At 48.7% G+C, this 24,984-nt stretch carries 25 protein-coding genes; 17 read left to right on the forward strand and 8 right to left on the reverse strand.

Features of this window, described 5'->3' with window-relative positions:
• Positions 1 to 24 precede the first annotated feature (24 nt).
• The 8 genes from CE636_RS01245 (at position 25) to CE636_RS01290 (ending at position 7,077) form a co-directional block, all read left to right on the forward strand.
• The gene (locus CE636_RS01245) at positions 25 to 1,935 is read left to right on the forward strand and encodes a hypothetical protein (protein ID WP_102046707.1); all 1,911 of its coding nucleotides are present in this window, start codon (positions 25 to 27) and stop codon (positions 1,933 to 1,935) included.
• Positions 1,936 to 2,007: 72 nt separating this feature from the next.
• Positions 2,008 to 2,238 (forward strand): hypothetical protein, encoded by a 231-nt coding sequence (locus CE636_RS01250; RefSeq protein ID WP_017901136.1) that lies wholly within the window; start codon positions 2,008 to 2,010, stop codon positions 2,236 to 2,238.
• Positions 2,239 to 2,347: 109 nt separating this feature from the next.
• Positions 2,348 to 3,592: a toprim domain-containing protein gene (locus tag CE636_RS01255; RefSeq protein WP_024266351.1), complete on the forward strand. Its 1,245-nt coding sequence runs from the start codon at positions 2,348 to 2,350 to the stop codon at positions 3,590 to 3,592.
• A 70-nt stretch (positions 3,593 to 3,662) separates the two neighbouring features.
• Positions 3,663 to 4,202: a hypothetical protein gene (locus CE636_RS01260; protein WP_017901134.1), complete on the forward strand. Its 540-nt coding sequence runs from the start codon at positions 3,663 to 3,665 to the stop codon at positions 4,200 to 4,202.
• Positions 4,203 to 4,555: 353 nt separating this feature from the next.
• Positions 4,556 to 5,164, forward strand: a complete 609-nt coding sequence (locus tag CE636_RS01270; RefSeq protein ID WP_017901132.1) for a hypothetical protein — start codon at positions 4,556 to 4,558, stop codon at positions 5,162 to 5,164.
• Positions 5,151 to 5,393 (forward strand): hypothetical protein, encoded by a 243-nt coding sequence (locus CE636_RS01275; RefSeq protein ID WP_017901131.1) that lies wholly within the window; start codon positions 5,151 to 5,153, stop codon positions 5,391 to 5,393. Before CE636_RS01270 ends, CE636_RS01275 begins: the two co-directional genes overlap by 14 nt.
• 68 nt (positions 5,394 to 5,461) lie before the next feature.
• A complete protein-coding gene (locus CE636_RS01280; protein ID WP_017901130.1) occupies positions 5,462 to 5,905 on the forward strand; it encodes a hypothetical protein in 444 nt (147 codons plus the stop codon).
• 458 nt (positions 5,906 to 6,363) lie between these two features.
• The gene (locus CE636_RS01290; RefSeq protein ID WP_228258402.1) at positions 6,364 to 7,077 is read left to right on the forward strand and encodes a DNA replication terminus site-binding protein; all 714 of its coding nucleotides are present in this window, start codon (positions 6,364 to 6,366) and stop codon (positions 7,075 to 7,077) included.
• A 37-nt stretch (positions 7,078 to 7,114) separates the two neighbouring features.
• On the opposite strand, the gene CE636_RS01295 is transcribed toward CE636_RS01290, so the two are convergent.
• Positions 7,115 to 8,095 (reverse strand): IS5-like element IS5 family transposase, encoded by a 981-nt coding sequence (locus tag CE636_RS01295; protein WP_042934497.1) that lies wholly within the window; start codon positions 8,093 to 8,095, stop codon positions 7,115 to 7,117.
• Between CE636_RS01295 and CE636_RS01300 the strand changes: the two genes are divergently transcribed.
• Genes CE636_RS01300 through CE636_RS01320 form a run of 5 tightly spaced genes read left to right on the forward strand, consistent with a single transcriptional unit; the run spans position 8,094 to position 11,012 of the window.
• On the forward strand, positions 8,094 to 8,522 hold the full coding sequence (locus CE636_RS01300) for a hypothetical protein (RefSeq protein WP_102046704.1): 429 nt from the start codon (positions 8,094 to 8,096) through the stop codon (positions 8,520 to 8,522). The two genes, CE636_RS01295 and CE636_RS01300, sit on opposite strands and share 2 nt — an antisense overlap.
• Positions 8,519 to 9,274, forward strand: coding sequence for a hypothetical protein (locus CE636_RS01305; RefSeq protein WP_014839935.1), 756 nt, complete (start codon positions 8,519 to 8,521; stop codon positions 9,272 to 9,274). The genes CE636_RS01300 and CE636_RS01305 overlap by 4 nt, the downstream gene beginning before the upstream one ends.
• A complete protein-coding gene (locus CE636_RS01310) occupies positions 9,274 to 9,597 on the forward strand; it encodes a hypothetical protein (RefSeq protein ID WP_014839934.1) in 324 nt (107 codons plus the stop codon). Before CE636_RS01305 ends, CE636_RS01310 begins: the two co-directional genes overlap by 1 nt.
• 3 nt (positions 9,598 to 9,600) lie before the next feature.
• A complete protein-coding gene (locus CE636_RS01315) occupies positions 9,601 to 10,659 on the forward strand; it encodes a hypothetical protein (protein ID WP_024266349.1) in 1,059 nt (352 codons plus the stop codon).
• A 35-nt stretch (positions 10,660 to 10,694) separates the two neighbouring features.
• The gene (locus CE636_RS01320; RefSeq protein WP_024266348.1) at positions 10,695 to 11,012 is read left to right on the forward strand and encodes a hypothetical protein; all 318 of its coding nucleotides are present in this window, start codon (positions 10,695 to 10,697) and stop codon (positions 11,010 to 11,012) included.
• Between the two features lie 60 nt (positions 11,013 to 11,072).
• Here the strand turns inward: CE636_RS01320 and CE636_RS01325 are convergent, their stop codons facing one another.
• Positions 11,073 to 12,206, reverse strand: coding sequence for a tyrosine-type recombinase/integrase (locus tag CE636_RS01325; protein WP_014839933.1), 1,134 nt, complete (start codon positions 12,204 to 12,206; stop codon positions 11,073 to 11,075).
• Positions 12,207 to 12,379: 173 nt separating this feature from the next.
• Between CE636_RS01325 and CE636_RS01330 the strand changes: the two genes are divergently transcribed.
• Positions 12,380 to 12,634 carry an Hha/YmoA family nucleoid-associated regulatory protein gene (locus CE636_RS01330; protein WP_017900677.1) on the forward strand — a complete coding sequence of 85 codons (255 nt, stop codon included), beginning with the start codon at positions 12,380 to 12,382 and terminating at the stop codon, positions 12,632 to 12,634.
• An 86-nt stretch (positions 12,635 to 12,720) separates the two neighbouring features.
• Positions 12,721 to 13,782 carry a hypothetical protein gene (locus CE636_RS01335; RefSeq protein WP_017900676.1) on the forward strand — a complete coding sequence of 354 codons (1,062 nt, stop codon included), beginning with the start codon at positions 12,721 to 12,723 and terminating at the stop codon, positions 13,780 to 13,782.
• An 896-nt stretch (positions 13,783 to 14,678) separates the two neighbouring features.
• Here the strand turns inward: CE636_RS01335 and CE636_RS01340 are convergent.
• Positions 14,679 to 15,563, reverse strand: a complete 885-nt coding sequence (locus CE636_RS01340; RefSeq protein WP_014839932.1) for a RepB family plasmid replication initiator protein — start codon at positions 15,561 to 15,563, stop codon at positions 14,679 to 14,681.
• Between the two features lie 571 nt (positions 15,564 to 16,134).
• On the reverse strand, positions 16,135 to 16,740 hold the full coding sequence (locus CE636_RS01345; protein WP_017900953.1) for a hypothetical protein: 606 nt from the start codon (positions 16,738 to 16,740) through the stop codon (positions 16,135 to 16,137).
• A gap of 587 nt (positions 16,741 to 17,327) precedes the next feature.
• On the opposite strand from CE636_RS01345, the gene CE636_RS01350 reads away from it, so the two are divergent.
• Positions 17,328 to 17,669 carry a hypothetical protein gene (locus CE636_RS01350; RefSeq protein ID WP_014839931.1) on the forward strand — a complete coding sequence of 114 codons (342 nt, stop codon included), beginning with the start codon at positions 17,328 to 17,330 and terminating at the stop codon, positions 17,667 to 17,669.
• Positions 17,670 to 17,997: 328 nt separating this feature from the next.
• Here CE636_RS01350 and CE636_RS01355 read toward each other — a convergent pair whose 3' ends face one another.
• The 4 genes from CE636_RS01355 to intI1 form a co-directional block, all read right to left on the reverse strand.
• Positions 17,998 to 19,002 carry an IS110-like element IS5075 family transposase gene (locus tag CE636_RS01355; protein ID WP_000427614.1) on the reverse strand — a complete coding sequence of 335 codons (1,005 nt, stop codon included), beginning with the start codon at positions 19,000 to 19,002 and terminating at the stop codon, positions 17,998 to 18,000.
• A gap of 78 nt (positions 19,003 to 19,080) precedes the next feature.
• Complete coding sequence (locus CE636_RS01360) at positions 19,081 to 22,053, reverse strand: Tn3 family transposase (RefSeq protein WP_001138073.1); 2,973 nt, start codon at positions 22,051 to 22,053, stop codon at positions 19,081 to 19,083.
• A 2-nt stretch (positions 22,054 to 22,055) separates the two neighbouring features.
• Positions 22,056 to 22,613 carry a recombinase family protein gene (locus tag CE636_RS01365; RefSeq protein WP_001162012.1) on the reverse strand — a complete coding sequence of 186 codons (558 nt, stop codon included), beginning with the start codon at positions 22,611 to 22,613 and terminating at the stop codon, positions 22,056 to 22,058.
• Positions 22,614 to 22,918: 305 nt separating this feature from the next.
• Positions 22,919 to 23,932, reverse strand: a complete 1,014-nt coding sequence (gene intI1, locus CE636_RS01375) for a class 1 integron integrase IntI1 (RefSeq protein ID WP_000845048.1) — start codon at positions 23,930 to 23,932, stop codon at positions 22,919 to 22,921.
• A 495-nt stretch (positions 23,933 to 24,427) separates the two neighbouring features.
• Between intI1 and dfrA1 the strand changes: the two genes are divergently transcribed.
• Positions 24,428 to 24,901, forward strand: coding sequence for a trimethoprim-resistant dihydrofolate reductase DfrA1 (gene dfrA1 / locus CE636_RS01380; RefSeq protein WP_000777555.1), 474 nt, complete (start codon positions 24,428 to 24,430; stop codon positions 24,899 to 24,901).
• Positions 24,902 to 24,984 lie beyond the last annotated feature (83 nt).

Raw genomic sequence — 24,984 nt, forward strand, 5'->3', positions numbered from 1 at the left:
CCCATTAACTTTTATGGGTGCTATATGACGATTAAACTTAACAACTCAGTTCGTAGTAAGTTAGCTGTAGATAATATGGCTCGTGTTATTGGTGCTGATCCTGATCTCAATGTTCATTTTCTTGGGCCAAATACAACACCACGCATTAACATGAAGACAAAGGCTATTTTTTTACCAAATGGTGACTTTAGTAATGACAAATACTGGAAGTTATGTAGCGGCTGGATATGTCATGAAGGTGGTCATAATCGTTATACTGAACTTGAAACGTATGAAAATTTTAGAAATGAATATTTATCAAAACAACCTGGTTTCGAAAGTATTCTACCTGATGGCAACCCTAGTTTTTCATCAAAAAATGATGAAAGAATAGCGCTAATTAAGCTTAAAAGACTTCATCGCTGCATTAATCTTTTTGAAGACATTCAGATGGAAGAGAAAACTGGAAATTTCTTTCGGCTTTCAAAAACCATGCTGGCAGAAATGTATTCATTTATGGTTAGTGACGGATGTATGACTGGTGATGGTTCAAATATCGTTTCATACATTGAAATGTATATCTTAAACAAACTTCGTGTTAATCAACTTGGGCAAGATGGTATTCCTGAGATTCTGAATGATTTTTTTGCACTTGCTGATACTGTTCTGTTCGACATGAAAGACAGGTTTGATTCTTTAATTCTCGAAGCTACTGGAGTTAATTCAACTCTTATGGCGTGCGAGTTAGGATTAAAACTACATGAAGAATTTGAAAAGTTACGTGATGATCTAAAAGATAAAGAGGAGCAGAACAAATCTGATGACTCTGATGACTCTGATGACTCTGTTGACTCTGATGATTCTGGCGACTCTGATGATTCTGACGACTCTGATGATTCTGACGACTCTGATGACTCTGATGACTCTGATGATTCTGATGATTCTGATGACTATGATGATTCTGACGACTCTGATGATTCTGACGACTCTGATGACTCTGATGACTCTGATAAGTCAGACGACTCTGATGACTCTGATTCTTCTTCACGTTCAACACCAAGTTTCTCACCGGCACAGCTAAGAAAGGCTATTGAAGATCTTGATAATTACCTGGATACAGATTTTGAACAGGATAATTCCCATGATTTTCATGAATCTATTAAACGAGCTATTTGCCAAATGGCATCTAGTTTCAGCGATGCTGATGTAAAACACTTCGGTTTTCGATTTGGTTTTATCTCGCTCACCGAAGAGGACTATAACAACGCACGGGATAACTCTCGTGAGCTAAGAAAGTTACTTTCTTCTTTGAATAAACAGAATGTACGGCGTAACAACAGGCTAAGCGATCGCGGAGTTCGTCTTCATGATAGAAAGCTTGTTGAAGTCCCAATGGGTGCCACATCTGTGTTTAGGAAAAGCGGGGAAGGATACAAGAGGTCTGATGTCGGTGTAATTAACCTTCGTGATATCTCTGCATCTATGTGTGATGTATCTGTTTTAGCTTTAAACGCAAACCTTGCTTTTACCCTGGCTTGTGAAACGGTAAACAATATTGATGTTGCTGATATTGTGTATCCAGTTCAACAAGTAGATTGTATTGATGTTATTAAATCTTTTAATAAAACAGTATCTGCAAGCTTTTCTAATTATGAAAATGTCTCTAGCGGATTATATACACCAACTGCCAAAGCGATTAATTCGTGTGTTGAATATTTCAATCGTTTGAATTTTTCGCGAAAAGTTATCTTTATTGCTACTGATGGTGATCCATCAGACACAGTAGAGGAAGTTTGTGCAGCTGTTAAAAATGCTAAAAAACATGGCATAGAAATCGTTTGTGTCGGTTATGGCATAAGTAAACCTCAAGGCTTTGATGGAGTTTATTTTCAAAAAATAAACGATATTTCTGAATTGAACTCTTTGTATCGAGATCTAATCAGAAACCTTATTTAAATTTAATTATCTTCCCCTGCGGGCTTATATACCCGCCTGGGTATGTTTGCTCGCCTTTTAAGGAGCAAACATATGAAAGGTAATAAATATATTAAACGTGTACGTGTTGACTCTCGTCAATTAGACAGTGGGATGTTTGGAACCAAGGTATACATCACTGAAGGTGAAGTTGTTGATGGAATTATGCCAGTAGAACGTTTAGTACGTGATACTAAATTTTCAGAAGCTAACTCCGAAGCGATGGATTCAGCGGTTGAAAGACTGGTGAATAAATATCGTTCTAATGGTTTCGAAGTCTTATAAATGATTGTGCCACCTCGTGGCACATCTTCATTCTGCGTTGTGGGTTTCTCAATGTTATCTGCATTGCAGTAGGCATTGTGAAACCCACAATGTCAGCTAGGAGAGTATTATGAGTCATTCTACAAATTATAATTCATCGGCTAAATCCCCTATGCAGCACGCACAAGATACCTTTGACCTAGTCAAATCTCATGTGCAGCAGCTGGGTGGTTGGCGTAATGTATTAACGTACTATCCTGAGTTTCAGGAGGCTTTGGAAAAAGCACCGCGTTCTGTCAAATGCCCGTTTACTGGTGGTGGCAAAACGAAATTCAGATTTAAAGATAGGACCCTAGAAAGTGTTCATGCTATTCATGAGGATTATCCACATAATGCTTTCATTGATGGCATCGATTTAATTGCTGAACTTAAAAACTTTAGTAAAACGCAGGCTGCAAAAGACATTCTAGATATGATTGGAGTTTCCAAGGATAGAAAGTTAAATGAAGCCGACCGTGTTAACATTGTTCTTTATGAGAAAAAGGCTCAATCCTTTTCAGATATTGGAGAGGAAGAAAGACTTAGTCGCATAAACAAGTTAGAAGCTGTTTATAAGTACACGAAATTTGTGACACCCGATTCATTAGTTGCTCGTTATCTATCAGGGCGCGGAATAAAAAGGATGCTCACAAAACTACCAGCCAGTTTGGGGGTAAATGCTAAAATGCGTTACTGGCCTGGTGATAATAAACCAGCTAGTTTTCACCCAACGATGGTTACTATCTTTAACGACAAGTATGGTCGCAACTGCACCATCCATAAAACCCATCTAACTGATGATGGACATAAAAAAGCTGATGTTCAATTTCCTAAATTAATAATGAAACCGGTCTACCAGATGAATGGTGGTTCGATGCAGTTATTTAAGCCTACTTACTGTGAAGAATCAAAGTCATGGTTTTTGGGTATTAGTGAAGGTATTGAGAATGCGTTATCTGTCACAGAGGCGACCTCAATTCCGTGCTGGGCATCTTCAAGTTCAACGTTTATGGAAATGCTGGAAATACCAGAGCATTTAATGCCACCTTCTGATTGCCAATTCATTGAGTTATCGATTTGGGCAGATAAAGATCGGCTTAACCCCAAAACCGGTAAGCAAGCTGGTGAGTTCGCTGCACGTGTTCTTAAGAGCCGTATGGAGCCCTTACTTGCTGAACGGTATCCTGATGCGAAAGTCTGCGTTAATGTTCATTTACCTGAACTGGACATTCCTGATGGTGCAAAAGGTGTCGACTGGAATGATGTATTGATGCTCAAGGGTCATGAAGCTTTCCCGGCCAGACTGGAAGAAAGATTTTTTGACCTGATTAACTAATTTCATAACCCATACAGGGAGAGTTCTCCCTGTGGGGGCTCTCTCTCTTTTTTATTAAGGAGAGCCCACTATGAACTTTTATTATGATTTTGATATCGAAGCGGTTTTTAACTGGGTAAAAGAAGACTTCATTCTGAAGCATTCAGCTTCCCTCGTTAACAATCCGTGGTATGACTACGACATAGAGATTGATTTGCGCTTAGTTAAACAAGCGTTGATGAATGGTAATTTCGAATTTTTATATGTTGTTCGCGATCATGGCACAATGTTGCTTTTGCTTTCGGAGTTTCACTCTTCTAAGTATCTTGACTGGGAAGGAAGTGATAACTTTGATTACTATCATTGTAAGATCATAAGCAAGCAAAGCATTAGCTTGTCGAAAAAAGCAGCTGGTGAACTTTTAGATCGCGGGCCTTTACTCAACTCCTTCAGTGCCGGTAGCAAAAACTCCTATCTGAAAGAGATTTTAGAGTTTGTCAATAATAAAGGATTTAACTATTCCCCTGCACAGTCGCTTTTTGACTGTCAACGCATAGGGGACGAGTTAAACCTTCCCTCAATGAGTAACTTCATAGAAAGAGTTAAGAATCACATGCTCTGTATGAATTAATTACCCATTGTTGTCTATAAAAAAGAGCGCATATTTTATGCGCTTTTTTTTTATCAAAAATTTATCGCTAATGCGCAATTTTAGGTCTTTAGTCCAGAAAGTTAACCTTTTCTCTGTGATTTAATAGTTTCAAGGAGGGATGATGGACTACAAACACGAATGCTACGACCTGGAAAAGTTACTTTTGGCCGATGACGAGTTACTTCTCTATCTCCTGGGGAGTGACAACGCAGAAGCTTTACGTATGGACTTACAAAAGCGTTATGAGGCCGGTGAGCGACTTATAACTCCCCAGGAATGTCCTAATTTTTCAACTATCAGGGGTTGCCCTGGTCACGATTGCGAGACTGTTGATGAGTAACCCGTATGACCTTTCAATGTATGCATTAGTCGGCGCAATGGCTATCATGGCCGTTGCATCTACCTGGTACCCTAAAGACCACAAAATTAACTTTTTTATTTTCATTCTGAGCATAGTTACTTTTTTGGGGCTACTGGTTGTTGGGGGCCTAAACTGGTTTATAGAGGGGTCAGTGTACGGCGCTCTGGTCAGCTGCGCGGGTATTATTTGCCTCTGCATGACTCGCCTCCGCTTGATTGTCTATCGCTATAACGTGAAATCAAGTGTGAAAAGCATTGTAGCTTCGGTTAACGAAGGTAAAAAGGTAGCTTTCATTGCCCACGAAAATTTAGAGCTAAGAGATGTCGTTATATCCATGTTCAGTTCGATGCTTCCTGAGCAATCGTGTGTCATACACGGACCAATGGGCTTCGGAATGGATAAAGAGATAAAGTTTATCAAAGAGCGCAACGGTGCAGACAAAGGTTATCTTGTTATTTTTCTGAGCCAGCACGACTCTTACTCATGGTTAAAGCTCATTGCGGGTGATTCCCCGGAAAAAGCCATTGCGTTCAATTTTGCTTACATCCCGGATCTGGAGAAAGAACATGAAACTAACTGAGATGCCTGTCGTATCTGATGACGTACCAGTAAATAGTTTTGTCATCGATACCGTCACGGCTCGACGTTTTGAGCGCGTCAAAGAAATGGTCCGTAAGCTGGGATTTAATAACATCACTGAGCCTGAAATCATTGACGCCATATTGTCTGAAATAACAACAGCTGATGCGGCCGGAATTTTTATTGAGTACAAATTAAAAAATACAAAACCTCTGCTTTCGACAGATTAGGGCTTTACAGAGCCGTTTTTTATGTTTTCATATTCATTAATGAGAAAAAGAGAACCGACAAATTGAATATGATTTTAAAAGAAGAAATTGTTTTGGGAATCTACAGCTGGTTACATATGACTCCAATCAGCATGTTGGTAAGAAACATAACCAGTGATGAAGGGGGGGACCACGCGATCGTTCGTTTTACGGTCGACAGCCGGGGTGTCCAGATGGGGCCTAAGGCCCAGGGTCAGCTTCTTTGTTCATTTGGATTCAATGTGAAGGAAACCGATGAGGCTGACAAAAAAGATGGCCCAGGAATAATGAAGGCTGAAATGATGAACGGTGTCATGCAACTGGTACCGGAATACATTGTACTCACGGATCGTCAAACCCAGGCAATCAGGAAAGAGATATCCGTTTTTAACAGAGTCTGTGCTATGCAACTTCAGGGGGGGCATGGCAATTCCAGGTCTTTGTGGGAGAAGGAAATTATTCCCCGTATGAAAGGCCAAATACAATTTCAGTGAGGCAAGACGATGTGTAAAGTGCACCGTATTGGAAGCATTACCTGGAAGAACTACGAAAGTCCATCGTTTAAACTCTATGCAGGTATAGGGGCAATATTAAGCCTTGGACTCATTACAGCGACGGTGCGTAACTATGAAATCCTGCAGCTAACGGTCCCTTATACCTGGTACATTTACCTGACGGCATTCTGGCTGCTTTATCCCTCCTTCAGTTTCATTTTCAGGGAGCACGACGGGCGCATGTTAATTTCGTGTGGGTTTTACGGACTGAAGCTGATAACGATTAACCGGCCTGTCCCTGCTGGTTACTGGCTTGTGTCAATGGAGAAAACTCGATACCGGTTGATTCGGGTGTGTCAGGACGGACGTCGGCTTCCGGTGTGGCTCACGTTTAAGACTTTACCTGAGTTCATTTAGCGTCTACCGTCCAACGTTGGTCACCTGAAACGGGAGAAGATATGAATACTGACTTCGCACATTACAATGAAGAGCAACTACGCAAACTCGATGATCTGCACAGTTTGCTCCGGGACAGCGATATCGGGTCAACTTACCTTGCTTCGCTCCCGGAGCCACGTAGCGTGGAGGAATATGACCCGCCACAGTATATTAAAGTGTCTCACTCGGAGCCCGATCTCGATACCCTGGTAGATATCTACCGGCAGCAGCGGGTTGATAAAAGCCAGGCCAAAAATGAACCTTATTCAACTAAAATCACCCGTAAATATCCCGGGTATATTGTAGTCAACAACAACCATGACCTGGTGACTGAGCTGGTGGGTGAAATCAACCGCCTTCGTGACAACTTCGCTGATGTGGTCAAAGGTATCACTCAATATAAGGACACCCGGTCAGAAATACTGCATCAGGTCTGCCCGTGGCTGGTAACCCTGCAGGTATCACGTAACATCCGCATAGTGACTCAGAAAATTCGCACTCTCGGTTTCACCTGGCAAATTCCGGTCGTTCATAAGTTCACTCGTCTGGAAACGGTTATTGATCGCTTACGCAGGGAACTAACGGAATTAAAGCCCGATATCAGTCTGACATTACAGGATGTTAAGGAAGGTGCGAATAAGCGGGGAAATTCTTCTCGGCTGACTCAGTCATTTCATTTCTTCATGTTTGAGCCGATTTTTTCTCCCGTAAATGCCTTGAATCAGCCTATTTAGACCGTTTCTTCGCCATTTAAGGCGTTATCCCCAGTTTTTAGTGAGATCTCTCCCACTGACGTATCATTTGGTCCGCCCGAAACAGGTTGGCCAGCGTGAATAACATCGCCAGTTGGTTATCGTTTTTCAGCAACCCCTTGTATCTGGCTTTCACGAAGCCGAACTGTCGCTTGATGATGCGAAATGGGTGCTCCACCTTGGCCCGGATGCTGGCTTTCATGTATTCGATGTTGATGGCCGTTTTGTTCTTGCGTGGATGCTGTTTCAAGGTTCTTACCTTGCCGGGGCGCTCGGCGATCAGCCAGTCCACATCCACCTCGGCCAGCTCCTCGCGCTGTGGCGCCCCTTGGTAGCCGGCATCGGCTGAGACAAATTGCTCCTCTCCATGCAGCAGATTACCCAGCTGATTGAGGTCATGCTCGTTGGCCGCGGTGGTGACTAGGCTGTGGGTCAGGCCACTCTTGGCATCGACACCAATGTGGGCCTTCATGCCAAAGTGCCACTGATTGCCTTTCTTGGTCTGATGCATCTCCGGATCGCGTTGCTGCTCTTTGTTCTTGGTCGAGCTGGGTGCCTCAATGATGGTGGCATCGACCAAGGTGCCTTGAGTCATCATGACGCCTGCTTCGGCCAGCCAGCGATTGATGGTCTTGAACAATTGGCGGGCCAGTTGATGCTGCTCCAGCAGGTGGCGGAAATTCATGATGGTGGTGCGGTCAGGCAAGGCGCTATCCAGGGATAACCGGGCAAACCGACGCATGGAGGCGATTTCGTACAGAGCATCTTCCATCGCGCCATCGCTCAGGTTGTACCAATGCTGCATGCAGTGAATGCGTAGCATGGTTTCCAGCGGATAAGGTCGCCGGCCATTACCAGCCTTGGGGTAAAACGGCTCGATGACTTCCACCATGTTTTGCCATGGCAGAATCTGCTCCATACGGGACAAGAAAATCTCTTTTCTGGTCTGACGGCGCTTACTGCTGAATTCACTGTCGGCGAAGGTAAGTTGATGACTCATGATGAACCCTGTTCCATGGCTCCAGATGACAAACATGATCTCATATCAGGGACTTGTTCGCACCTTCCTTAAGCGACTGAAGCAGGAGCGCATTGAGGAAATCATGATGTTGTCAGCGCTCAATGAAGAGGCCTGTCATGAAGATGAGCAGCTGAGGAAGTTTCGTTTCATTCGGGAAAGTAACTTTCCTGCTGTTAACGTCAATATCCGGTACACCAGCCCTGATGATCCTGATGACCTGTCCGGACCGTACAAACTTAACTTCCGGGCACCTTTACCTTTAATTTTGTTCAGTGAACCGGGCCGCTTTAACCCGTTAAAAGATTACGAAAAAGGTGAAAGGCAGAAGCGCGGGAATTTTGAAGAAAAATATCGTTCTGTCCTGCCCCGCATCGGGCTGGTAGAAGTGATTAAGGAGTTGGCATGAACCGGATTTTAACCGGTATTTGTCATGCGGACCCGGCCAACAGGCGATACGAGGTTGCGGTCAGTCGCGGAATATCGTTTCTGAACGCTAAGGAACGTTTCCGGGTTCAGATCAGTTTTAAACATGCCATGACACAACCGAGTGAAGACAGATTCCTGGCTGAGTTGCTTACAGTCCATCATTTTCTGTCGGATCCCTCCCTTCTGTGGCATATGGAGAAACAGGTCTATGCCTCAACTACCTTATGGGCCAGTACATCGCCGTGGTTGCCTGATATCTATCAGCGCAAAGCCAGTACACCCGGGGTGGTCAAGGTCATCCGGTTTATGCATGCTCTGTTCCCGGGACTTAACACAACGGTGGAAACCAGTGAGCAGGGCTACGAACAAGCTCTGACCAGCACGAGTCTTGAAATTCCTTTCTGGCCTGTGATGCCATTGTTTGATTGTGAACTCGGTAAAGTTCAGGTCACGATGGGAGGGATGATCCGTTACACAGAAACCATGAGTAATAAAAATTGCAAAACCCCGCTTGCTCTGATGGTTAAAAGTTTCAGGAAAGGGATGATCTCCGTAGATAAATTACCAGAGAGCATGACAGAAAGATTCTTGCCACTTGATATGAAAACAGCTGGTGAGGTTTTTACTCACACTACATGGCCGAGGTATCGCTATGTGTTTGTTCCAGGCGAGGACGGCATTAAGAAACTGGTCAATGTGGTCAGGCTGAGATTAAAACCCCAGGAGGAATAATGAATTATGCAATTTTCATGGTCGTAACCGCCCTGTGTGCGTACGGCCTGAATTTTTTGACAAGCAAAATCGGTGCCGGTGCGAACCATAATAATCAGGGTGACGGTAGGGAAGGGAAGGCCTTACGGTGTATCATTTCATTTATTCTGCTTCTTGTGGCTTTATTCTTACCCATCACACCGGCAGTGATTCATCTGGGGGTAGAATTTGCTGCGCTGGTAAATTTCATTGCTTCAGTTGTTCTTTACACCCTGGCGGGTATCAAGGAAAAACGGAGAATGAAAAAACAACGGAAAACCGAAAAGGCAGAGCAAAAGCGATAAATAATGAAATTATTTGAAAATTTTCTTCGTGAAACTCGCCAGAAGCGATTCTGGAGACAGTTAAGGCATTTCTTTGTCTTTCTTCCTTACGGCCGCATACTGAAGGAAACAGGACGGCTGGGAGCATGCAGCTTAATAATGTGGGTGTCTCTGCATTTATTCCGCACCCCAGAACACTATGACGCGGTGTTAGTCCAGAAATTTGTTATGATTAGTGGACTTTTCTGTATACTTATTTATCCATTATATCTTTCCCCGAACACATACCCCTCATTGTTATACGGGTCTACCGCGTATATTGCTGTTCTGTCTGCCATTGGCATTTTCGGTGACAAGCTCATCGATACACCGAACCTGGCTATTAGTGTGTTATTTGTCATTGCTCTCACTCAATTTATTTTAACCTGTTCGAAAACCGGCATATCATATTGCAATCCCTTGCGGCATGATCATGGCAACTATTCTTACGGCACTCCTGTAACGACCAGGGTTACGGTTCAGGACCGGTTATTTATCGCCGCACATGAAGCGGGTCATGCGATGGTATACGCTGCTTTTGATGAGTACCCATCAAATCTTTTGGTCGTGGCTAAGGCTAAAGCGGATAATTCGGGCTCACTGGGTTATGTACAGGATGGCTTAAAGCCTCATAACCTTGATGAAAAAACAATGGCTGAATGGTTCATGCTGTTACTGTTGGCCGGGAATGCCGGGGAACGCTCACATACCGGTCATGAATCATTAGGGAGCTCCAATGATCATGCCCGATGGTTGAAAACAGCAGACTCTTATCTGTCTAACCTTACCCGTGGCATATATCACATGCATCCAAAAACGAAAGAACAGGTAGAGCATAATGAGAGTAAATTGATAGCTCTCAAAGCGGAGCAGCAGTTAATGCTTGATCTTTTTTTTGACATTAATCGCTCGGTACACAACGATATGGTAAATGAACTCCGTTCAAGAACGTTTCTGAAAGGTGATGAGCTTTTTAAATTTCTTGATCGCGTGGTCCTTCCTGAGGCGTTTCCCCGACCGAAGAAAGAGTTAATACAAGATTAGTATCATAATATTACCACATTCGTTCAGGAGGCACAGTGAACAATAAACGAACAATTACCACCCGCGAACAGATAAAAATAAATGGAGAGGTTAAAGAAAGAACAGCCACTCATATTGTCACAGGTGCACATGGGTATGAAACACTCTGCACAAGTGGTTATAATATCGACAGGAATGAGCAGGGTGAAATTATCCATAATTGCGAGAAAATAGGCGAAGATGAATTACCGGTTACCTGTCCTACGTGTCGTGTTGTCTGGTTTCATACCCATGAGTTCAGTCTGAATGACTTCGACACTCTATCTGAAAAAGGTAATTTTGTATTAACCGGTTTAAAGGAGATTAATATTTAACGACGTTTCATTAACCCCATAGCACGTTAACACCTGTTTACAGGCATCCCCGGGCTATGGTTATATATCGTCAAGATGATTGCGCATAAAGCTCACCATGGCTTTTTCACTGGCAAGGTATGCCCTGATATACCGGAAAACCATTTTCGGATCAGACCAGTTCCCCATCTCCGTAATTTTCTCCAGAGTGTATCCGTCCCTGAACAGTTCAATAGCCCCCCCGACTCGCACACTGTGCCCTGTCCACTTAATGTACCGGCCAGACTGCCGGTTATCACCCACTTTACCGGCTATATCCCACAGGCGCGAAAATGCCTGGTTCAGTGAATTGGAGGACAGAATACCGACATCCTCTCGTGTGACCTGTGAGTCCTTCTGCAGCTGAGTGAGCAACGACTGATTGAAGCCAGCCTTCAGGAGCATGTTATCTATAGATTTGCCTCTGGACAGCTTACTGCTGGTGGCCGGAAAATACCGGTTTGTATGGACGTTGACAGGTTGAAACAGGTAACGGTTCCCGAAGGTTTCTGTATCCGTATACTCCACCGTTTCAATCAGTCGCCTGACGTGTCGGCTGCACTGTGGCGAAAGTTGAAACGTCAGGTTGCTCGACAGGCTTGTTTTGGTCCGCATTACATCCAGAAGGTAACAGTCATTGTCATTTTGCCATTTGAGGTCACCGGTTTTAATCCTCCGGATTTCCACGTTGCGCAGCAGCGTTTCAAAACCAACCCAGATCATAGCCAGATCGCGGATATCCCTGATGTCGTCGCTCTTCTGAAGGGCCCGACGGAGTATATTAAGGTCTGCAACCATAAAGGGGAGCGCCTGACCGGTAATCACTTTTTTCTCATTTTCCCGCGCCCGCCAGACCTGGACAAGCGCCTTAATAAGAACGTTGCGGAAGTCAGGGAACCCGAGGCTCCCGTTAACACTCGAAAGGCACGCAATGAAATGAGAAATGGTCGCCATTTTGACGGAACCATTCAGCCCGTTGATATAACGCTCAACATCAACAGCCGTCACAGGGAAGGGCGTCAGGCCATTTTTGGCACACCATGACGACCAGACACGGGTGGTCCTTAACTGGCTTCTTGCCGTGTTGTAGCGTCGGAAACGTAACAGCTTAAGCGCATCCAGTGCGCTCATGTCATCGGGACGAGAAAGGGCTATCAGCTTAGTTTTATCTGTCATGGAAGATCTCATGTCTTTTAACAGTACTGGTTTTATAAACAGTATACTAACAGTATTTTTGTTCAAAGCCAGGAACAATCACAAAAAACCATAAATACCTGACTTGCCAGTCTGTGGGGATTCATTTATTGTTTCGAGCATATTGAGAGTTCTAAACATGTCCTGGAGCAACGTTGTTGAAAAGCCCTAAAGCTGAAAGCAACCTCAGAGAAGTTTATCTTCTGAAGTTCAGAAAATGCAGCACAACAGAAACCCTTGATAAAGTTTTCGAACGTATCCTGGATAAATTAAATGATGAAGGCGGCGCAATAAACGAAATTACCAGTCTGAATGGTGCGTATGACCACCGAAGAGCTGAAATTTATATGAAAAAAATATATGACAAAATACCTGCTTCTGTATGGAGTCTAATCCCTGATGATATTTAAATAATTCTTTAGTTAATCATGTTATCTCCGGTTTGAGTAAACCAGTTGATGTAGAATATTTTATCTGCATAAAACGAGGAGCCAACATGAAACGCAATGCACGAAAGTGGATCCCATTTGGTTTTGATAAGGACACCAATCAAATTGTTGATATTGCCAGTGTTGAAAATGGTCTTTCGTGCAACTGTATTTGCCTCATCTGTGGCACGTCACTGATAGCCAGACAGGGACAAAGTAAAAAATGGCATTTCAGCCACTCCACGGATGTTAAAGGCGTTTGCAGTGAACTGACCTTACAACATTTCAAAAAATACATTCAGATGAAGATACAGGAGAAAAAATTCCTGGCTCTTCCACACCTTTTGCACGGTAAGGAAAAAGGTGTTGTCACACTGAAAAACATCACCGCTGGTGGGATTGTATGCGGGCTGAATGCTGACCTTATCGGACAGTGTAATGACACAACTATCGGGATCTTCATCAATGATACCGCTGAGGACATCCAGCCAAATCCAGACCTGTTAGCCCAGACCGGCCAGCTGGCGCTGGTTGAGATAGACGCGGTTCGAATAGAAAGCATCGTCGCTCCATACCGGGAGAAGGGACAAGGCATAAAGCTGATGGATGCGGTAGAAAAGTTACTTTTCGTTTCTGAGGAAGCGAAAAAATGGATCTACCATCCAATGATGAAAAGGGTTAAGCCTGAAGCCTTACACCAGTACAAGAGGGAGTTCACCAGCAGCGGTAATCAGCTTCTTGCGCTGATCCCGCATGAATTGCCGATAAGCATGAATGTATTACCGTCGTCACCGTCTCTGCAGTGGCATCATTTAAGGTGCACTATAAACCTTCTCTGTAGCTTAAGCCGTGCCGATATACCTCCAGGAAGTAAAGCGTTTGATGAGCTGGTATATTTTATCCCACGCCTGCTTGAGGCTTCAGAATCTATCAATGTCCCGGCTTACGAACGTTGGTACGACTTTTTTTTACGTAAAAGAGGTGATGGTGAACTGAATGATGCTGAACTGGCATTCATAGGGTTCATCGTCAAAATAATCAACTGGAACATGTCTATCCATAACATGCCTGGCTTTGATGACAAACAGGCTTTTCATGACTGGTTTCTCCTCAATGACCGGAACAAGTAAAACGGTCGCTCAGACATTTCCCCCCTTTCTGTCAAGTACTTAACCTAAAGTTATCACCGCTGGCGGGTAAATGGGGCCTGTAACGCCCACGGGTATCACCGCTGGCGGGTAAACGGGGCCTGTAACGCCCACGGGTATCACCGCTGGCGGGTAAACGGGGCCTGTAACACCCATGGATATCACCGCTGGCGGGTAAACCGGTTCTGCATCGGCCGCAGATATCATCGTTGACGGGTAAACCGGCTCTGCAGCGGCCACGGATATCATCGCTGGCGGGTAAACCGGCTCTGCAGCGGCCACGGATATCATCGCTGGCGGGTAAACCGGGCCTGTAACGCCCACGGGTATCACCGCTGGCGGGTAAACCGGTTCTGCATCGCCCACGGGTATCATCGCTGGCGGGTAAACGGGGCCTGAAGCGGCCACGGGTATCATCGCTGGCGGGTAAACCGGGCCTGTAACGCCCACGGGTATCACCGCTGGCGGGTAAACGAGGCCTGTAACGCCCACGGGTATCATCGCTGGTGGGTAAACGGGGCCTGAAGCGGCCACGGGTATCATCGCTGGCGGGTAAACCGGGCCTGAAGCGACCACAGATATCATCGCTGGCGGGTAAACGGGGCCTGTAACGCCCACGGGTATCAACGCTGGCGGGTACTGAAGCGACCACAGATATCATCGCTGGTGGGTAAACGGGGCCTGAAGCGGCCACGGGTATCATCGCTGGCGGGTAAACCGGGCCTGAAGCGACCACAGATATCATCGCTGGCGGGTAAACGGGGCCTGTAACGCCCACGGGTATCAACGCTGGTGGCTGATTGCCACCTGATATCAGATCTGTGCGGGGGGCACGAGAAGAAGGGATGTATGTGGTAGCCAGCTAAGAGCGGGAGTAGTCAGGCTATTTTCTTATTTCTGTTTAGAATGACAAGCACATAATCGCCACGGGATTTCTCGATCGAATACTTCAGGAAGCCAGCTTCTTCCAGTTGCTCCAGTGCCCGTTTGATGGTGGCATTCTGAGAGCCTTTGTGTGCAGTGAGTTGCAGCCGTTCCCTTAGTCGGTCAAAGCCAATGCGATAGAAGTTATCCGGTAACTCCACAAGGTACAGGTACAGCGCCTGTGCTGACTCTTTTCGTGCCAGGGTTTTCAGAATTTTAAGGTATAGCCTGGTTTTACCATCGACCTGGTAGAGGGTGTTCAGGTCCGGGTTTGGCCTGATGATGACCTCATCGGTTCCCTCATCATAGTAAGAGGTAGAGACCAGACTCATATCAATTTTGATTTTTTTGCCTTCAACCGAAGACGGCTTTATAAACTGGAAATGCGTATGCTGAATTCGCGTCAGAGAGTCACTGAATCGCTTGCGTAACCGGGAGTCGACACGCTTTGTCGCCAGTCCGCAGCTGCATGCAAAATCAATGAAATTCATTCGTACAGTGCCGTCCTTTTCCAGGTACTTATTGGTCAGTGAATCCACAATCCCTAACCAGACCTTAAAATCAGTATCCATATCAAGGCGCGGGCCGAAAATGCTGATCTTCTCGTAACCTTCTCCGGAGAGAGAGGACATTCTGCACAACTCCCTGGTGGCGTCGATGTGATGTCCTCTGGACATGGAATCAGAGCCATCTTTCAGGGTCGGAACAAATACACCCAGTCGCAGAAGCGATTTAGGTTGGATGCTTTGTTTCGAGTTGGGGATCAGCTGTATAACTTCGCCCGTACTTTTTTCCATTTCAGTGATAATTAACGGTAATTGATTGTTTTCACTGTTCATTGTGAGAAAAGCCCCGCTTGTGGATACTTATGGAGAATACCCGCTAGCGTTGATAGTTACAACCCGCCAGCGTTGATAAACAACCCGCCAGCGTTGATTACTGACCCTCCAGCGTTGAGCATTTGCCCTCCAGCGTTGATGAGCTACCCGCCAGCGATGATACAGAACCCCTGAAAGCCGCATGAATAAAGGGCTAAGCCGATCGCTAATCTTTTTTATCCTTTGTTGTTCTTTGTATAAACCTCATTAATCTTAATTAATTATTCTATCCGGTGGATAACTCCAAAATAATCAGGGGATCGCAGAAATGTTTAAACCACGCATCGCCGGTAGAGAAGTACAGTCTGCAGATATCATGCTGACTGAAAATGGGGGGGAGGGTGAAGCAGGTATAATGTCCAGGACCAAAGGAGACGCTGTTGTGGCATCAGACGCAAAATAACCGGTGGTACCGCAGACCCGGGTTTAATGAATCTGACGCTAAATCGCGTGAGCTGGCTGAAGCACGGATAAGGTCTACTGTATCCGACAGCAAAAACGTGGATCACACCGGCGCAATATCTTCAGATGGTTATCTCCTGGTGCTGAGTAATCGTCTTAATGCCTCGTCAGCCCACATTTCAAGTTCACCGTAAGTGCTGAACGTTTTACTGATTACCGAACCAGTTGTATCCGATGTACCAAACAAACTGAAACCTAACCTGCTACCGGGCGCGATTTTAAATTCGTCTACATCTACAGCCCTGCCATTTAACAGCCACCACAGGTAATGGAAAAAATCTGGTTTTGATAAGCCTGCTGTACCTAAAGCTGCTCCCCTTGCCAGGTCTTCCCCCCGATAGATGGTTGGTTCAGGAGGCTCCCCGAGACCACTGCAGTTCGGAAGGACAGAATCCCGACATACACTGTCCTGGTAGATGGTGAAACGGGTTTCAAGCGAATCCTTAACAACACGCCCCCACATGATGAAGTGACATGCTTTGTGCCAGCGACGGACCTGAGAGTTTCTCTGTAATCCATTGCAGAGAAGGCAGACAGCAGGTTTTTTGGCCTCATCACGAACATTACGGTTGTACGATTTCATCTCGACCAGGAAGAACCGGTCGCATACTCCGAACAGGGTATCGGCATTAAAATCCCGGTCGCGGCCGTTCAGTGAGGCAATGAGATCACTCATTCCGTGTTCACGGCATGCATTCCGCACCTGAGATTTAAACACATCGGTAACGCTGTCTTCTCTGCCTCTGTTGCTCACACAAACCTCGCTCAGTTAGAAATTTCGCCGTGACGGCGGGCCACCAGCGATGGATGTTAAAGCGTGAGTTCAGGCGAAACAATCATCGAAAAGGGAGTGGCCGACAACCGCACCCAATCGTAAGACAACATGCCTCTAGGCCTTAGGCCCTTTACGGTGCCAGGCCGCCCTCCCCGCGCGGGTGAAAAAAAGAGAAAAAATAAAAAAAAAGAAAAAAAGAATATGTCGATAATGTGCACAGTCGTGACCCACGCAGAGCGTGGTGCTGCGGAGCAAATGCTTTGCAGGGCGGGAGGTATGTTGTCTTACGTTTGCTGTATTATCACTGATGGTCATGCTGACATTCAGAAATTGTGGAGATGGCCATCTCCGGGGTTGACCACTTTGTCGCATACAGTAGACACCTCTCCGGGTAAGATGCCGTCCGGTGTATTCTGCCTGGCACTGCTGGCCGTTACGGCTCTGACCTGATACCGTTGATAATGACAACATTCCGGGGGAGGCAGGACATGGGCAAAGTCCAGGGGATTTTTGTTGGTCACCGAAAGTTTGCTGCAGACAGCGACTGGAAAAGACGGGAAGAAGAGCGACGGTATCAGCTGCGTTGCCAGAGATTTGATGCATGGTCAGAAAAATGGATCACCGTCTACAGGCTTAAGAACTCCTGTCTGTGGACAGACGCCGCCATTCGCCGCTGGCTTGGCTCGCCCCAGCAGCAGGGCAAATATAAGGTTTTCTCTGTCGAGGTCGTCAGGATGGCTGAAACACGCCCGGACTTTCAGGCGTGGCGGCAGGCACGTATCGATAAAAAACGAACCATGGATAAATTTTCAGAAATCCGGTCTCTCTGAATGTGAATACCCGGCTGTTCTCACGCTTCTCTTTTTCCGATTGTGCTGAAAGGGGTCGTCTCAGAAAACGGAATCTATGGTCACTCCCGTTTTTGCAACACCGATTTTGACGACAAGTTGGCTTGCTTGAATCTATCCGGCGTCTGAATGGGATTTTATTCCCGCGCCTCGATGAGTTCCGCGCCTGATGAACCTCCAGAAAATATACGGCTTCAATGAGCCTTTCCGTTTTACAGGTTCCTCAACAGGCCGGTGGGCCGTTAGTATCATCAATATCAGTATTCGCAAAACCAGATGAATGATTGTTTAAACTGGTGTATTTCTGCCTTTATGCTTCGTAAGTTTGCTGTCGCGCCGTCAGTGCCCAGGCTATTCTGGCCAGCTTGTTTGCCAGAGCACAGGTGACGACAAAGTTGCTTTTCCGACACAACAACTCCCTGACCCAGTCGGCCAACTTGCCAGACTGGTGTTCCAGTTTTTGTATGAATACCCTGGCACACTGAACCAACAAAGTTCGGATCTTTTTGTTGCCCCGCTTGCTAATCCCTAACAATGTCGTCCGACCTCCCGTGCTGTACTGTCGGGGTACCAGCCCTGTTGCCGCCGCAAAGTCACGGCTGCTGGCGTACTGCTTCCCGTCGCCAATCTCAGTTGAAATAGTACTGGCAGTCAGCGTTCCAACGCAGGGAATACTCAGCAAGCGCTGTCCAACCTCATCTTCGTCCAACTTTCGTTTCAACTGAGATTCCAGATCTTTAATCTGCTCAACAAGATAGTGATAATGCTGTTGTAATTTCAGCAGTAACTGGCTGAGATAAAGAGGCAAACTACTGTCCTCAAGAAGGGTACTCAGTCGACTAATAACGGCAGCACCTCGCGGAACGCTGATACCAAATTCCAGCAGAAAAGCATGCATCTGATTAGTTGTTTTCACCTTATCCTGAACCAGGGATTCACGGACACGATGCAGAGCTCGCATTGCCTGCTGAGATTCGGTTCTGGGCTGCACGAAACGCATAGATGGACGTGATGCTGCTTCACAGATAGCTTCAGCATCAACGAAGTCATTTTTGTTGCTTTTAACGAATGGGCGGACAAATTGCGGTGATATCAGCTTTGGAAAATGCCCTAACTCTGCCAGCTTGCGTGCCATAAAGTGAGAACCGCCACAGGCTTCCATCGCGATGGTTGTTGCCGGGCATGTCGCCAGAAATTCGATTAGCTTTGGTCGGGTGAATTTTTTACGGTAAACGGCCTTCCCACGATGATCCTGACAATGAATATGGAAAGAGTTCTTACCCAGATCGATACCAATAAGCGCAATGTTTTCCATGATGGTTCTCCGAATGAAAGCCTGTCCTCAGCATAGTACTGGGAAGGAGGGAGTGACCATCTCATTAAATAAAGCACGCTAAGCCGGTGGCAGCGGTCGCAATGGCCTAAACTTCCCCGCACCGACCTTGGCGCTGCTGCGCCATAGGTAATCGCCGGTCAGGTTGATGTGCTCCCACCCCAGCGGCGACAGATATTGCAACAATGTGTCGTCCAGCGCCGTGCCGTTGCCACGCAAAGCACTGGTGGCACGCTCCAGATATACCGTGTTCCACAACACGATGGCCGCCGTCACCAGATTGAGGCCGCTGGCCCGGTAGCGCTGCTGCTCAAAACTGCGGTCGCGGATTTCACCCAATCGGTAGAAGAAGACCGCCCTGGCCAGCGCGTTGCGCGCCTCGCCCTTATTCAGCCCCGCATGGACGCGGCGGCGCAGCTCCACGCTTTGCAGCCAATCCAAAATGAACAGCGTGCGCTCGATGCGCCCCAGCTCGCGCAACGCCACGGCCAAGCCGTTCTGGCGCGGGTAGCTGCCGAGTTTGCGCAGCATCAGCGAAGCCGTTACCGTGCCTTGCTTGATGGAGGTGGCCAGCCGCAGAATTTCATCCCAATGGGCGCGTATTTGCTTGATGTTCAGCCTGTCGCTGCTAATCATCGGCTTGAGCGCGTCATAGGCGGCATCGCCCTTGGGGATGAATAGCTTGGTTTCGCCCAAGTCACGGATACGCGGCGCGAAGCGAAATCCCAGCAAATGCATCAAGCCAAACACGTGATCGGTGAAGCCTGCCGTGTCGGTGTAGTGTTCCTCGATGCGCAAGTCCGACTCGTGGTACAGCAGGCCATCAAGCACGTAAGTTGAATCACGAATGCCCACGTTGACCACCTTGGCACTGAAGGGCGCGTACTGGTCGGAGATATGGGTGTAGAAAGTCCGTCCTGGACTGCTTCCATACTTCGGGTTGATATGACCAGTGCTTTCTGCTTTGCTGCCGGTTCTGAAGTTCTGGCCGTCCGACGATGACGTGGTGCCGTCACCCCAGTTGCCGGCGAAGGGTTGCCGAAACTGCGCATTCACCAGCTCGGCCAGCGCCGTCGAATAGGTTTCATCGCGGATGTGCCAGGCTTGCAGCCAAGACAGCTTGGCGTAGGTGGTGCCAGGGCAGGACTCGGCCATTTTGGTCAGACCCAGGTTGATCGCGTCGGCCAGGATCGTCGTCAACAGCAAGGTTTTGTCCTTGGCCGTGTCGCTGGTCTTCAGGTGTGTGAAGTGGCGGGTGAAGCCCGTCCATTCATCGACCTCCATCAGCAACTCGGTGATTTTGAGGTGCGGCAGCAGCATAGCTGTCTGGTCGATCATGGCTTGCGCGGCGTCTGGTACTGCCGCGTCCAGCGGCGTGATCTTCAGGCCTGACGCGGTGGTGATGATGGCATCCGGTAAGTCGTTGGCCGCAGCCATGCGGTTGACTGTGGCGAGTTGCGCCTCCAACAATTCCAACCGGTCATGCAGGTATTGGTCGCAGTCGGTGGCCACTGCCAGCGGCAATTCGCTGGCCAGCTTCAAAGTGGCGAACTTCTCGACCGGCACCAGGTATTCGTCGAAGTCCTTGAACTGGCGAGAACCCTGCACCCAGACATCACCGGAGCGCAGCGCGTTCTTCAGCTCCGACAGGGCGCATAACTCGTAGTAACGCCGGTCGATGCCGTCGTCGGTCAGAACCAGCTTTGCCCAGCGCGGCTTGATGAATGCGGTTGGCGCATCGGCGGGCACCTTGCGCGCGCTGTCGCTGTTCATGCCGCGCAGCATGTCGATGGCATCGAGCACACCCTTGGCGGCGGGCGCAGCCCGCAATTTGAGCACGCCCAGGAACTGCGGCGCGTAGCGGCGTAGCGTGGCATAGCTTTCACCGATGTGGTGCAGGAAATCAAAGTCGGCAGGCCGCGCCAATGTTTGCGCTTCGGTGACGCTGGCGGCGAAGGTGTCCCAGGGCATAACGGCCTCGATGGCGGCGAACGGATCGCTGCCGCTTTGCTTGGCCTCAATCAACGCTTGACCGATGCGCCCATACATCCGCACCTTGTCGTTGATCGCCTTGCCGGAAGCCTGGAACTGCTGCTGATGCTTGTTCTTGGCCGCGTTGAACAGCTTGCCGATGATGCGATCGTGAAGGTCGATGATTTCATCGGTGACGGTGGCCATGCCTTCGATGGCCAGCGCTACCAGCGTGGCATAGCGTCGTTGCACCTCGAACTTTGCCAGATCAGCAGGCGTCATCTGGCCACCTTCACGAGCGATTTTGAGCAGGCGGTTCTGGTGAACCTGCCGCTCGATGCCTGCGGGCAGATCAAGTGCTTGCCAGGATTTCAGGCGCTCAATATGTTCGAGCATGTGGCGAGAGTTCGGTTTGGCAGGCGACTGGCGCAGCCATGCCAGCCACGTCACTTTACTGCCGTCCTTGCGCTTGAGAAGTTCGTCCAGGCGCTGACGGTGGGGTGATAACAAAGAATCGGTCAGCGCCGCGTAAATGCGTCGGTTGGCACGGGTGATGGCCTCGGCGCTTGCGCGCTCGATGGCATTCATGGCGGGCAGGATAATGCTCTGCCGCCGCAGATTCTCGACAAGTGCGCTCGCCAGCACGATGCCTTTGTCGGTCTGCAAGGCCAGCTCGGTCAATGTATGCACGGCTTGCCGATAGTGGCTCATGGTGAAGGGCTTGAACCCAAAAACCGTTTGCAGCTCGACCAAGTGCTCCCGCCGTGTCTGTTCGCGCTGGCCGTACTCGCTCCAACTTTCCACTGGCATCTTGAGTTGCGCGGCCACCATGCGCAACAGGGGCGGAAACGGAGGCTCATCGACGCCCAAAAAGGTGCCAGGGAATCGCAAGTAGCAAAGCTGCACAGCGAAGCCCAATCGATTCGCGGCGCCGCGACGCTGACGGATCACCGACAGGTCGGTTTCGTTGAACGTGTAGTGCCGTATCAGTTCGTCTTTGGCATCTGGCAGTGCCAGCAGGCTTTCGCGCTCGGTGGCGGACAGGATTGAGCGGCGTGGCATGGTCAGTCTTCCCGCAGGTACTGGTACAAGGTTTCGCGGCTGATGCCGAAGTCACGGGCCACCAAGGTTTTTTGGTCGCCTGCCGCAACTCGCCGTTTCAACTCGGCAATTTGTTCGCTGTTCAGCGATTTCTTTCGTCCCCGGTAGGCACCGCGCTGCTTGGCCAGCACGATTCCCTCGCGCTGACGTTCGCGGATCAGGGCGCGCTCGAACTCAGCGAAGGCTCCCATGACCGACAGCATCAGATTGGCCATCGGTGAGTCCTCGCCGGTGAACTTCAGCCCTTCTTTGACGAACTCCATGCGCACGCCCCGTTGTGTCAGCCCTTGGACGATGCGGCGCAGGTCATCAAGGTTGCGTGCCAGCCTGTCCATGCTATGCACCACCACGGTGTCGCCCTCGCGGACGAAGGCCAGCAGCCTTTCCAGCTCGGGACGCTGGGTGTCCTTGCCAGAAGCCTTGTCGGTGAACACCCGCGCCACCTGAACACCCTCCAATTGCCGTTCCGGGTTCTGGTCGAAGCTGCTGACGCGGACATAGCCGATGCGTTGACCTTGCAAGATGCCTCCAAAGGCAAAAGTGTCAGGATGAAATCTATTACCTTTGACGGAATATGTCAATCAATAGGAAATTTAACTCTATTCTGACATCGTTTGCACATGGTGTCGTTTTCAGAAGACGGCTGCACTGAACGTCAGAAGCCGACTGCACTATAGCAGCGGAGGGGTTGGATCCATCAGGCAACGACGGGCTGCTGCCGGCCATCAGCGGACGCAGGGAGGACTTTCCGCAACCGGCCGTTCGATGCGGCACCGATGGCCTTCGCGCAGGGGTAGTGAATCCGCCAGGATTGACTTGCGCTGCCCTACCTCTCACTAGTGAGGGGCGGCAGCGCATCAAGCGGTGAGCGCACTCCGGCACCGCCAACTTTCAGCACATGCGTGTAAATCATCGTCGTAGAGACGTCGGAATGGCCGAGCAGATCCTGCACGGTTCGAATGTCGTAACCGCTGCGGAGCAAGGCCGTCGCGAACGAGTGGCGGAGGGTGTGCGGTGTGGCGGGCTTCGTGATGCCTGCTTGTTCTACGGCACGTTTGAAGGCGCGCTGAAAGGTCTGGTCATACATGTGATGGCGACGCACGACACCGCTCCGTGGATCGGTCGAATGCGTGTGCTGCGCAAAAACCCAGAACCACGGCCAGGAATGCCCGGCGCGCGGATACTTCCGCTCAAGGGCGTCGGGAAGCGCAACGCCGCTGCGGCCCTCGGCCTGGTCCTTCAGCCACCATGCCCGTGCACGCGACAGCTGCTCGCGCAGGCTGGGTGCCAAGCTCTCGGGTAACATCAAGGCCCGATCCTTGGAGCCCTTGCCCTCCCGCACGATGATCGTGCCGTGATCGAAATCCAGATCCTTGACCCGCAGTTGCAAACCCTCACTGATCCGCATGCCCGTTCCATACAGAAGCTGGGCGAACAAACGATGCTCGCCTTCCAGAAAACCGAGGATGCGAACCACTTCATCCGGGGTCAGCACCACCGGCAAGCGCCGCGACGGCCGAGGTCTTCCGATCTCCTGAAGCCAGGGCAGATCCGTGCACAGCACCTTGCCGTAGAAGAACAGCAAGGCCGCCAATGCCTGACGATGCGTGGAGACCGAAACCTTGCGCTCGTTCGCCAGCCAGGACAGAAATGCCTCGACTTCGCTGCTGCCCAAGGTTGCCGGGTGACGCACACCGTGGAAACGGATGAAGGCACGAACCCAGTGGACATAAGCCTGTTCGGTTCGTAAGCTGTAATGCAAGTAGCGTATGCGCTCACGCAACTGGTCCAGAACCTTGACCGAACGCAGCGGTGGTAACGGCGCAGTGGCGGTTTTCATGGCTTGTTATGACTGTTTTTTTGTACAGTCTATGCCTCGGGCATCCAAGCAGCAAGCGCGTTACGCCGTGGGTCGATGTTTGATGTTATGGAGCAGCAACGATGTTACGCAGCAGGGCAGTCGCCCTAAAACAAAGTTAGGCCGCAGCTTTGCTGCCGTGCAAATATGGTTCAATCGAGCATCAAGCAACACCGCTGATCCTGGCTTGCCAAAGTCGGTTCGGCGTAAGGAAGAAAATGTCAGGGCAGGGCTGTTCGCGTCAACCTCTCGCTGCCTGCGGAACAAATTGGCCGCGGGCCAAAAGCTGCCGCCTTCGTGCCGCGCGCAGTGGCTGCGCGGTTAAAACCGTGGCCGCCTCCAATCGCCGTTTCTTCGGCGTTGGGCTCGGCCTAACCAGTTGGTCAAGCCGACGCCCACAAGCTTCGCTTGTGGGTGCCCTCCGTGCTTCGCACTCCGGCGCGGCTTACCGCGGGCGTTAACCTCTGAGGAAGAATTGTGAAACTATCACTAATGGTAGCTATATCGAAGAATGGAGTTATCGGGAATGGCCCTGATATTCCATGGAGTGCCAAAGGTGAACAGCTCCTGTTTAAAGCTATTACCTATAACCAATGGCTGTTGGTTGGACGCAAGACTTTTGAATCAATGGGAGCATTACCCAACCGAAAGTATGCGGTCGTAACACGTTCAAGTTTTACATCTGACAATGAGAACGTAGTGATCTTTCCATCAATTAAAGATGCTTTAACCAACCTAAAGAAAATAACGGATCATGTCATTGTTTCAGGTGGTGGGGAGATATACAAAAGCCTGATCGATCAAGTAGATACACTACATATATCTACAATAGACATCGAGCCGGAAGGTGATGTTTACTTTCCTGAAATCCCCAGCAATTTTAGGCCAGTTTTTACCCAAGACTTCGCCTCTAACATAAATTATAGTTACCAAATCTGGCAAAAGGGTTAACAAGTGGCAGCAACGGATTCGCAAACCTGTCACGCCTTTTGTACCAAAAGCCGCGCCAGGTTTGCGATCCGCTGTGCCAGGCG

This window comes from Klebsiella sp. LY (assembly GCF_004010915.1).
Classification (GTDB): Bacteria; Pseudomonadota; Gammaproteobacteria; order Enterobacterales; family Enterobacteriaceae; genus Klebsiella; species Klebsiella quasipneumoniae.

Excerpts from the sequence above, each read along its gene's own strand:
- CE636_RS01245 (WP_102046707.1), top strand. The coding sequence starts at position 25 with ATGACGATTAAACTTAACAACTCAGTTCGTAGTAAGTTAGCTGTAGAT.
- CE636_RS01250 (WP_017901136.1), top strand. The coding sequence starts at position 2,008 with ATGAAAGGTAATAAATATATTAAACGTGTACGTGTTGACTCTCGTCAA.
- CE636_RS01255 (WP_024266351.1), top strand. The coding sequence starts at position 2,348 with ATGAGTCATTCTACAAATTATAATTCATCGGCTAAATCCCCTATGCAG.
- CE636_RS01260 (WP_017901134.1), top strand. The coding sequence starts at position 3,663 with ATGAACTTTTATTATGATTTTGATATCGAAGCGGTTTTTAACTGGGTA.
- CE636_RS01270 (WP_017901132.1), top strand. The coding sequence starts at position 4,556 with ATGAGTAACCCGTATGACCTTTCAATGTATGCATTAGTCGGCGCAATG.
- CE636_RS01275 (WP_017901131.1), top strand. The coding sequence starts at position 5,151 with ATGAAACTAACTGAGATGCCTGTCGTATCTGATGACGTACCAGTAAAT.
- CE636_RS01280 (WP_017901130.1), top strand. The coding sequence starts at position 5,462 with ATGATTTTAAAAGAAGAAATTGTTTTGGGAATCTACAGCTGGTTACAT.
- CE636_RS01290 (WP_228258402.1), top strand. The coding sequence starts at position 6,364 with ATGAATACTGACTTCGCACATTACAATGAAGAGCAACTACGCAAACTC.
- CE636_RS01300 (WP_102046704.1), top strand. The coding sequence starts at position 8,094 with ATGATGAACCCTGTTCCATGGCTCCAGATGACAAACATGATCTCATAT.
- CE636_RS01295 (WP_042934497.1), bottom strand. The coding sequence starts at position 8,095 with ATGAGTCATCAACTTACCTTCGCCGACAGTGAATTCAGCAGTAAGCGC.
- CE636_RS01305 (WP_014839935.1), top strand. The coding sequence starts at position 8,519 with ATGAACCGGATTTTAACCGGTATTTGTCATGCGGACCCGGCCAACAGG.
- CE636_RS01310 (WP_014839934.1), top strand. The coding sequence starts at position 9,274 with ATGAATTATGCAATTTTCATGGTCGTAACCGCCCTGTGTGCGTACGGC.
- CE636_RS01315 (WP_024266349.1), top strand. The coding sequence starts at position 9,601 with ATGAAATTATTTGAAAATTTTCTTCGTGAAACTCGCCAGAAGCGATTC.
- CE636_RS01325 (WP_014839933.1), bottom strand. The coding sequence starts at position 12,206 with ATGACAGATAAAACTAAGCTGATAGCCCTTTCTCGTCCCGATGACATG.
- CE636_RS01335 (WP_017900676.1), top strand. The coding sequence starts at position 12,721 with ATGAAACGCAATGCACGAAAGTGGATCCCATTTGGTTTTGATAAGGAC.
- CE636_RS01340 (WP_014839932.1), bottom strand. The coding sequence starts at position 15,563 with ATGAACAGTGAAAACAATCAATTACCGTTAATTATCACTGAAATGGAA.
- CE636_RS01345 (WP_017900953.1), bottom strand. The coding sequence starts at position 16,740 with ATGAGTGATCTCATTGCCTCACTGAACGGCCGCGACCGGGATTTTAAT.
- CE636_RS01350 (WP_014839931.1), top strand. The coding sequence starts at position 17,328 with ATGGGCAAAGTCCAGGGGATTTTTGTTGGTCACCGAAAGTTTGCTGCA.
- CE636_RS01355 (WP_000427614.1), bottom strand. The coding sequence starts at position 19,002 with ATGGAAAACATTGCGCTTATTGGTATCGATCTGGGTAAGAACTCTTTC.
- CE636_RS01360 (WP_001138073.1), bottom strand. The coding sequence starts at position 22,053 with ATGCCACGCCGCTCAATCCTGTCCGCCACCGAGCGCGAAAGCCTGCTG.
- intI1 (WP_000845048.1), bottom strand. The coding sequence starts at position 23,932 with ATGAAAACCGCCACTGCGCCGTTACCACCGCTGCGTTCGGTCAAGGTT.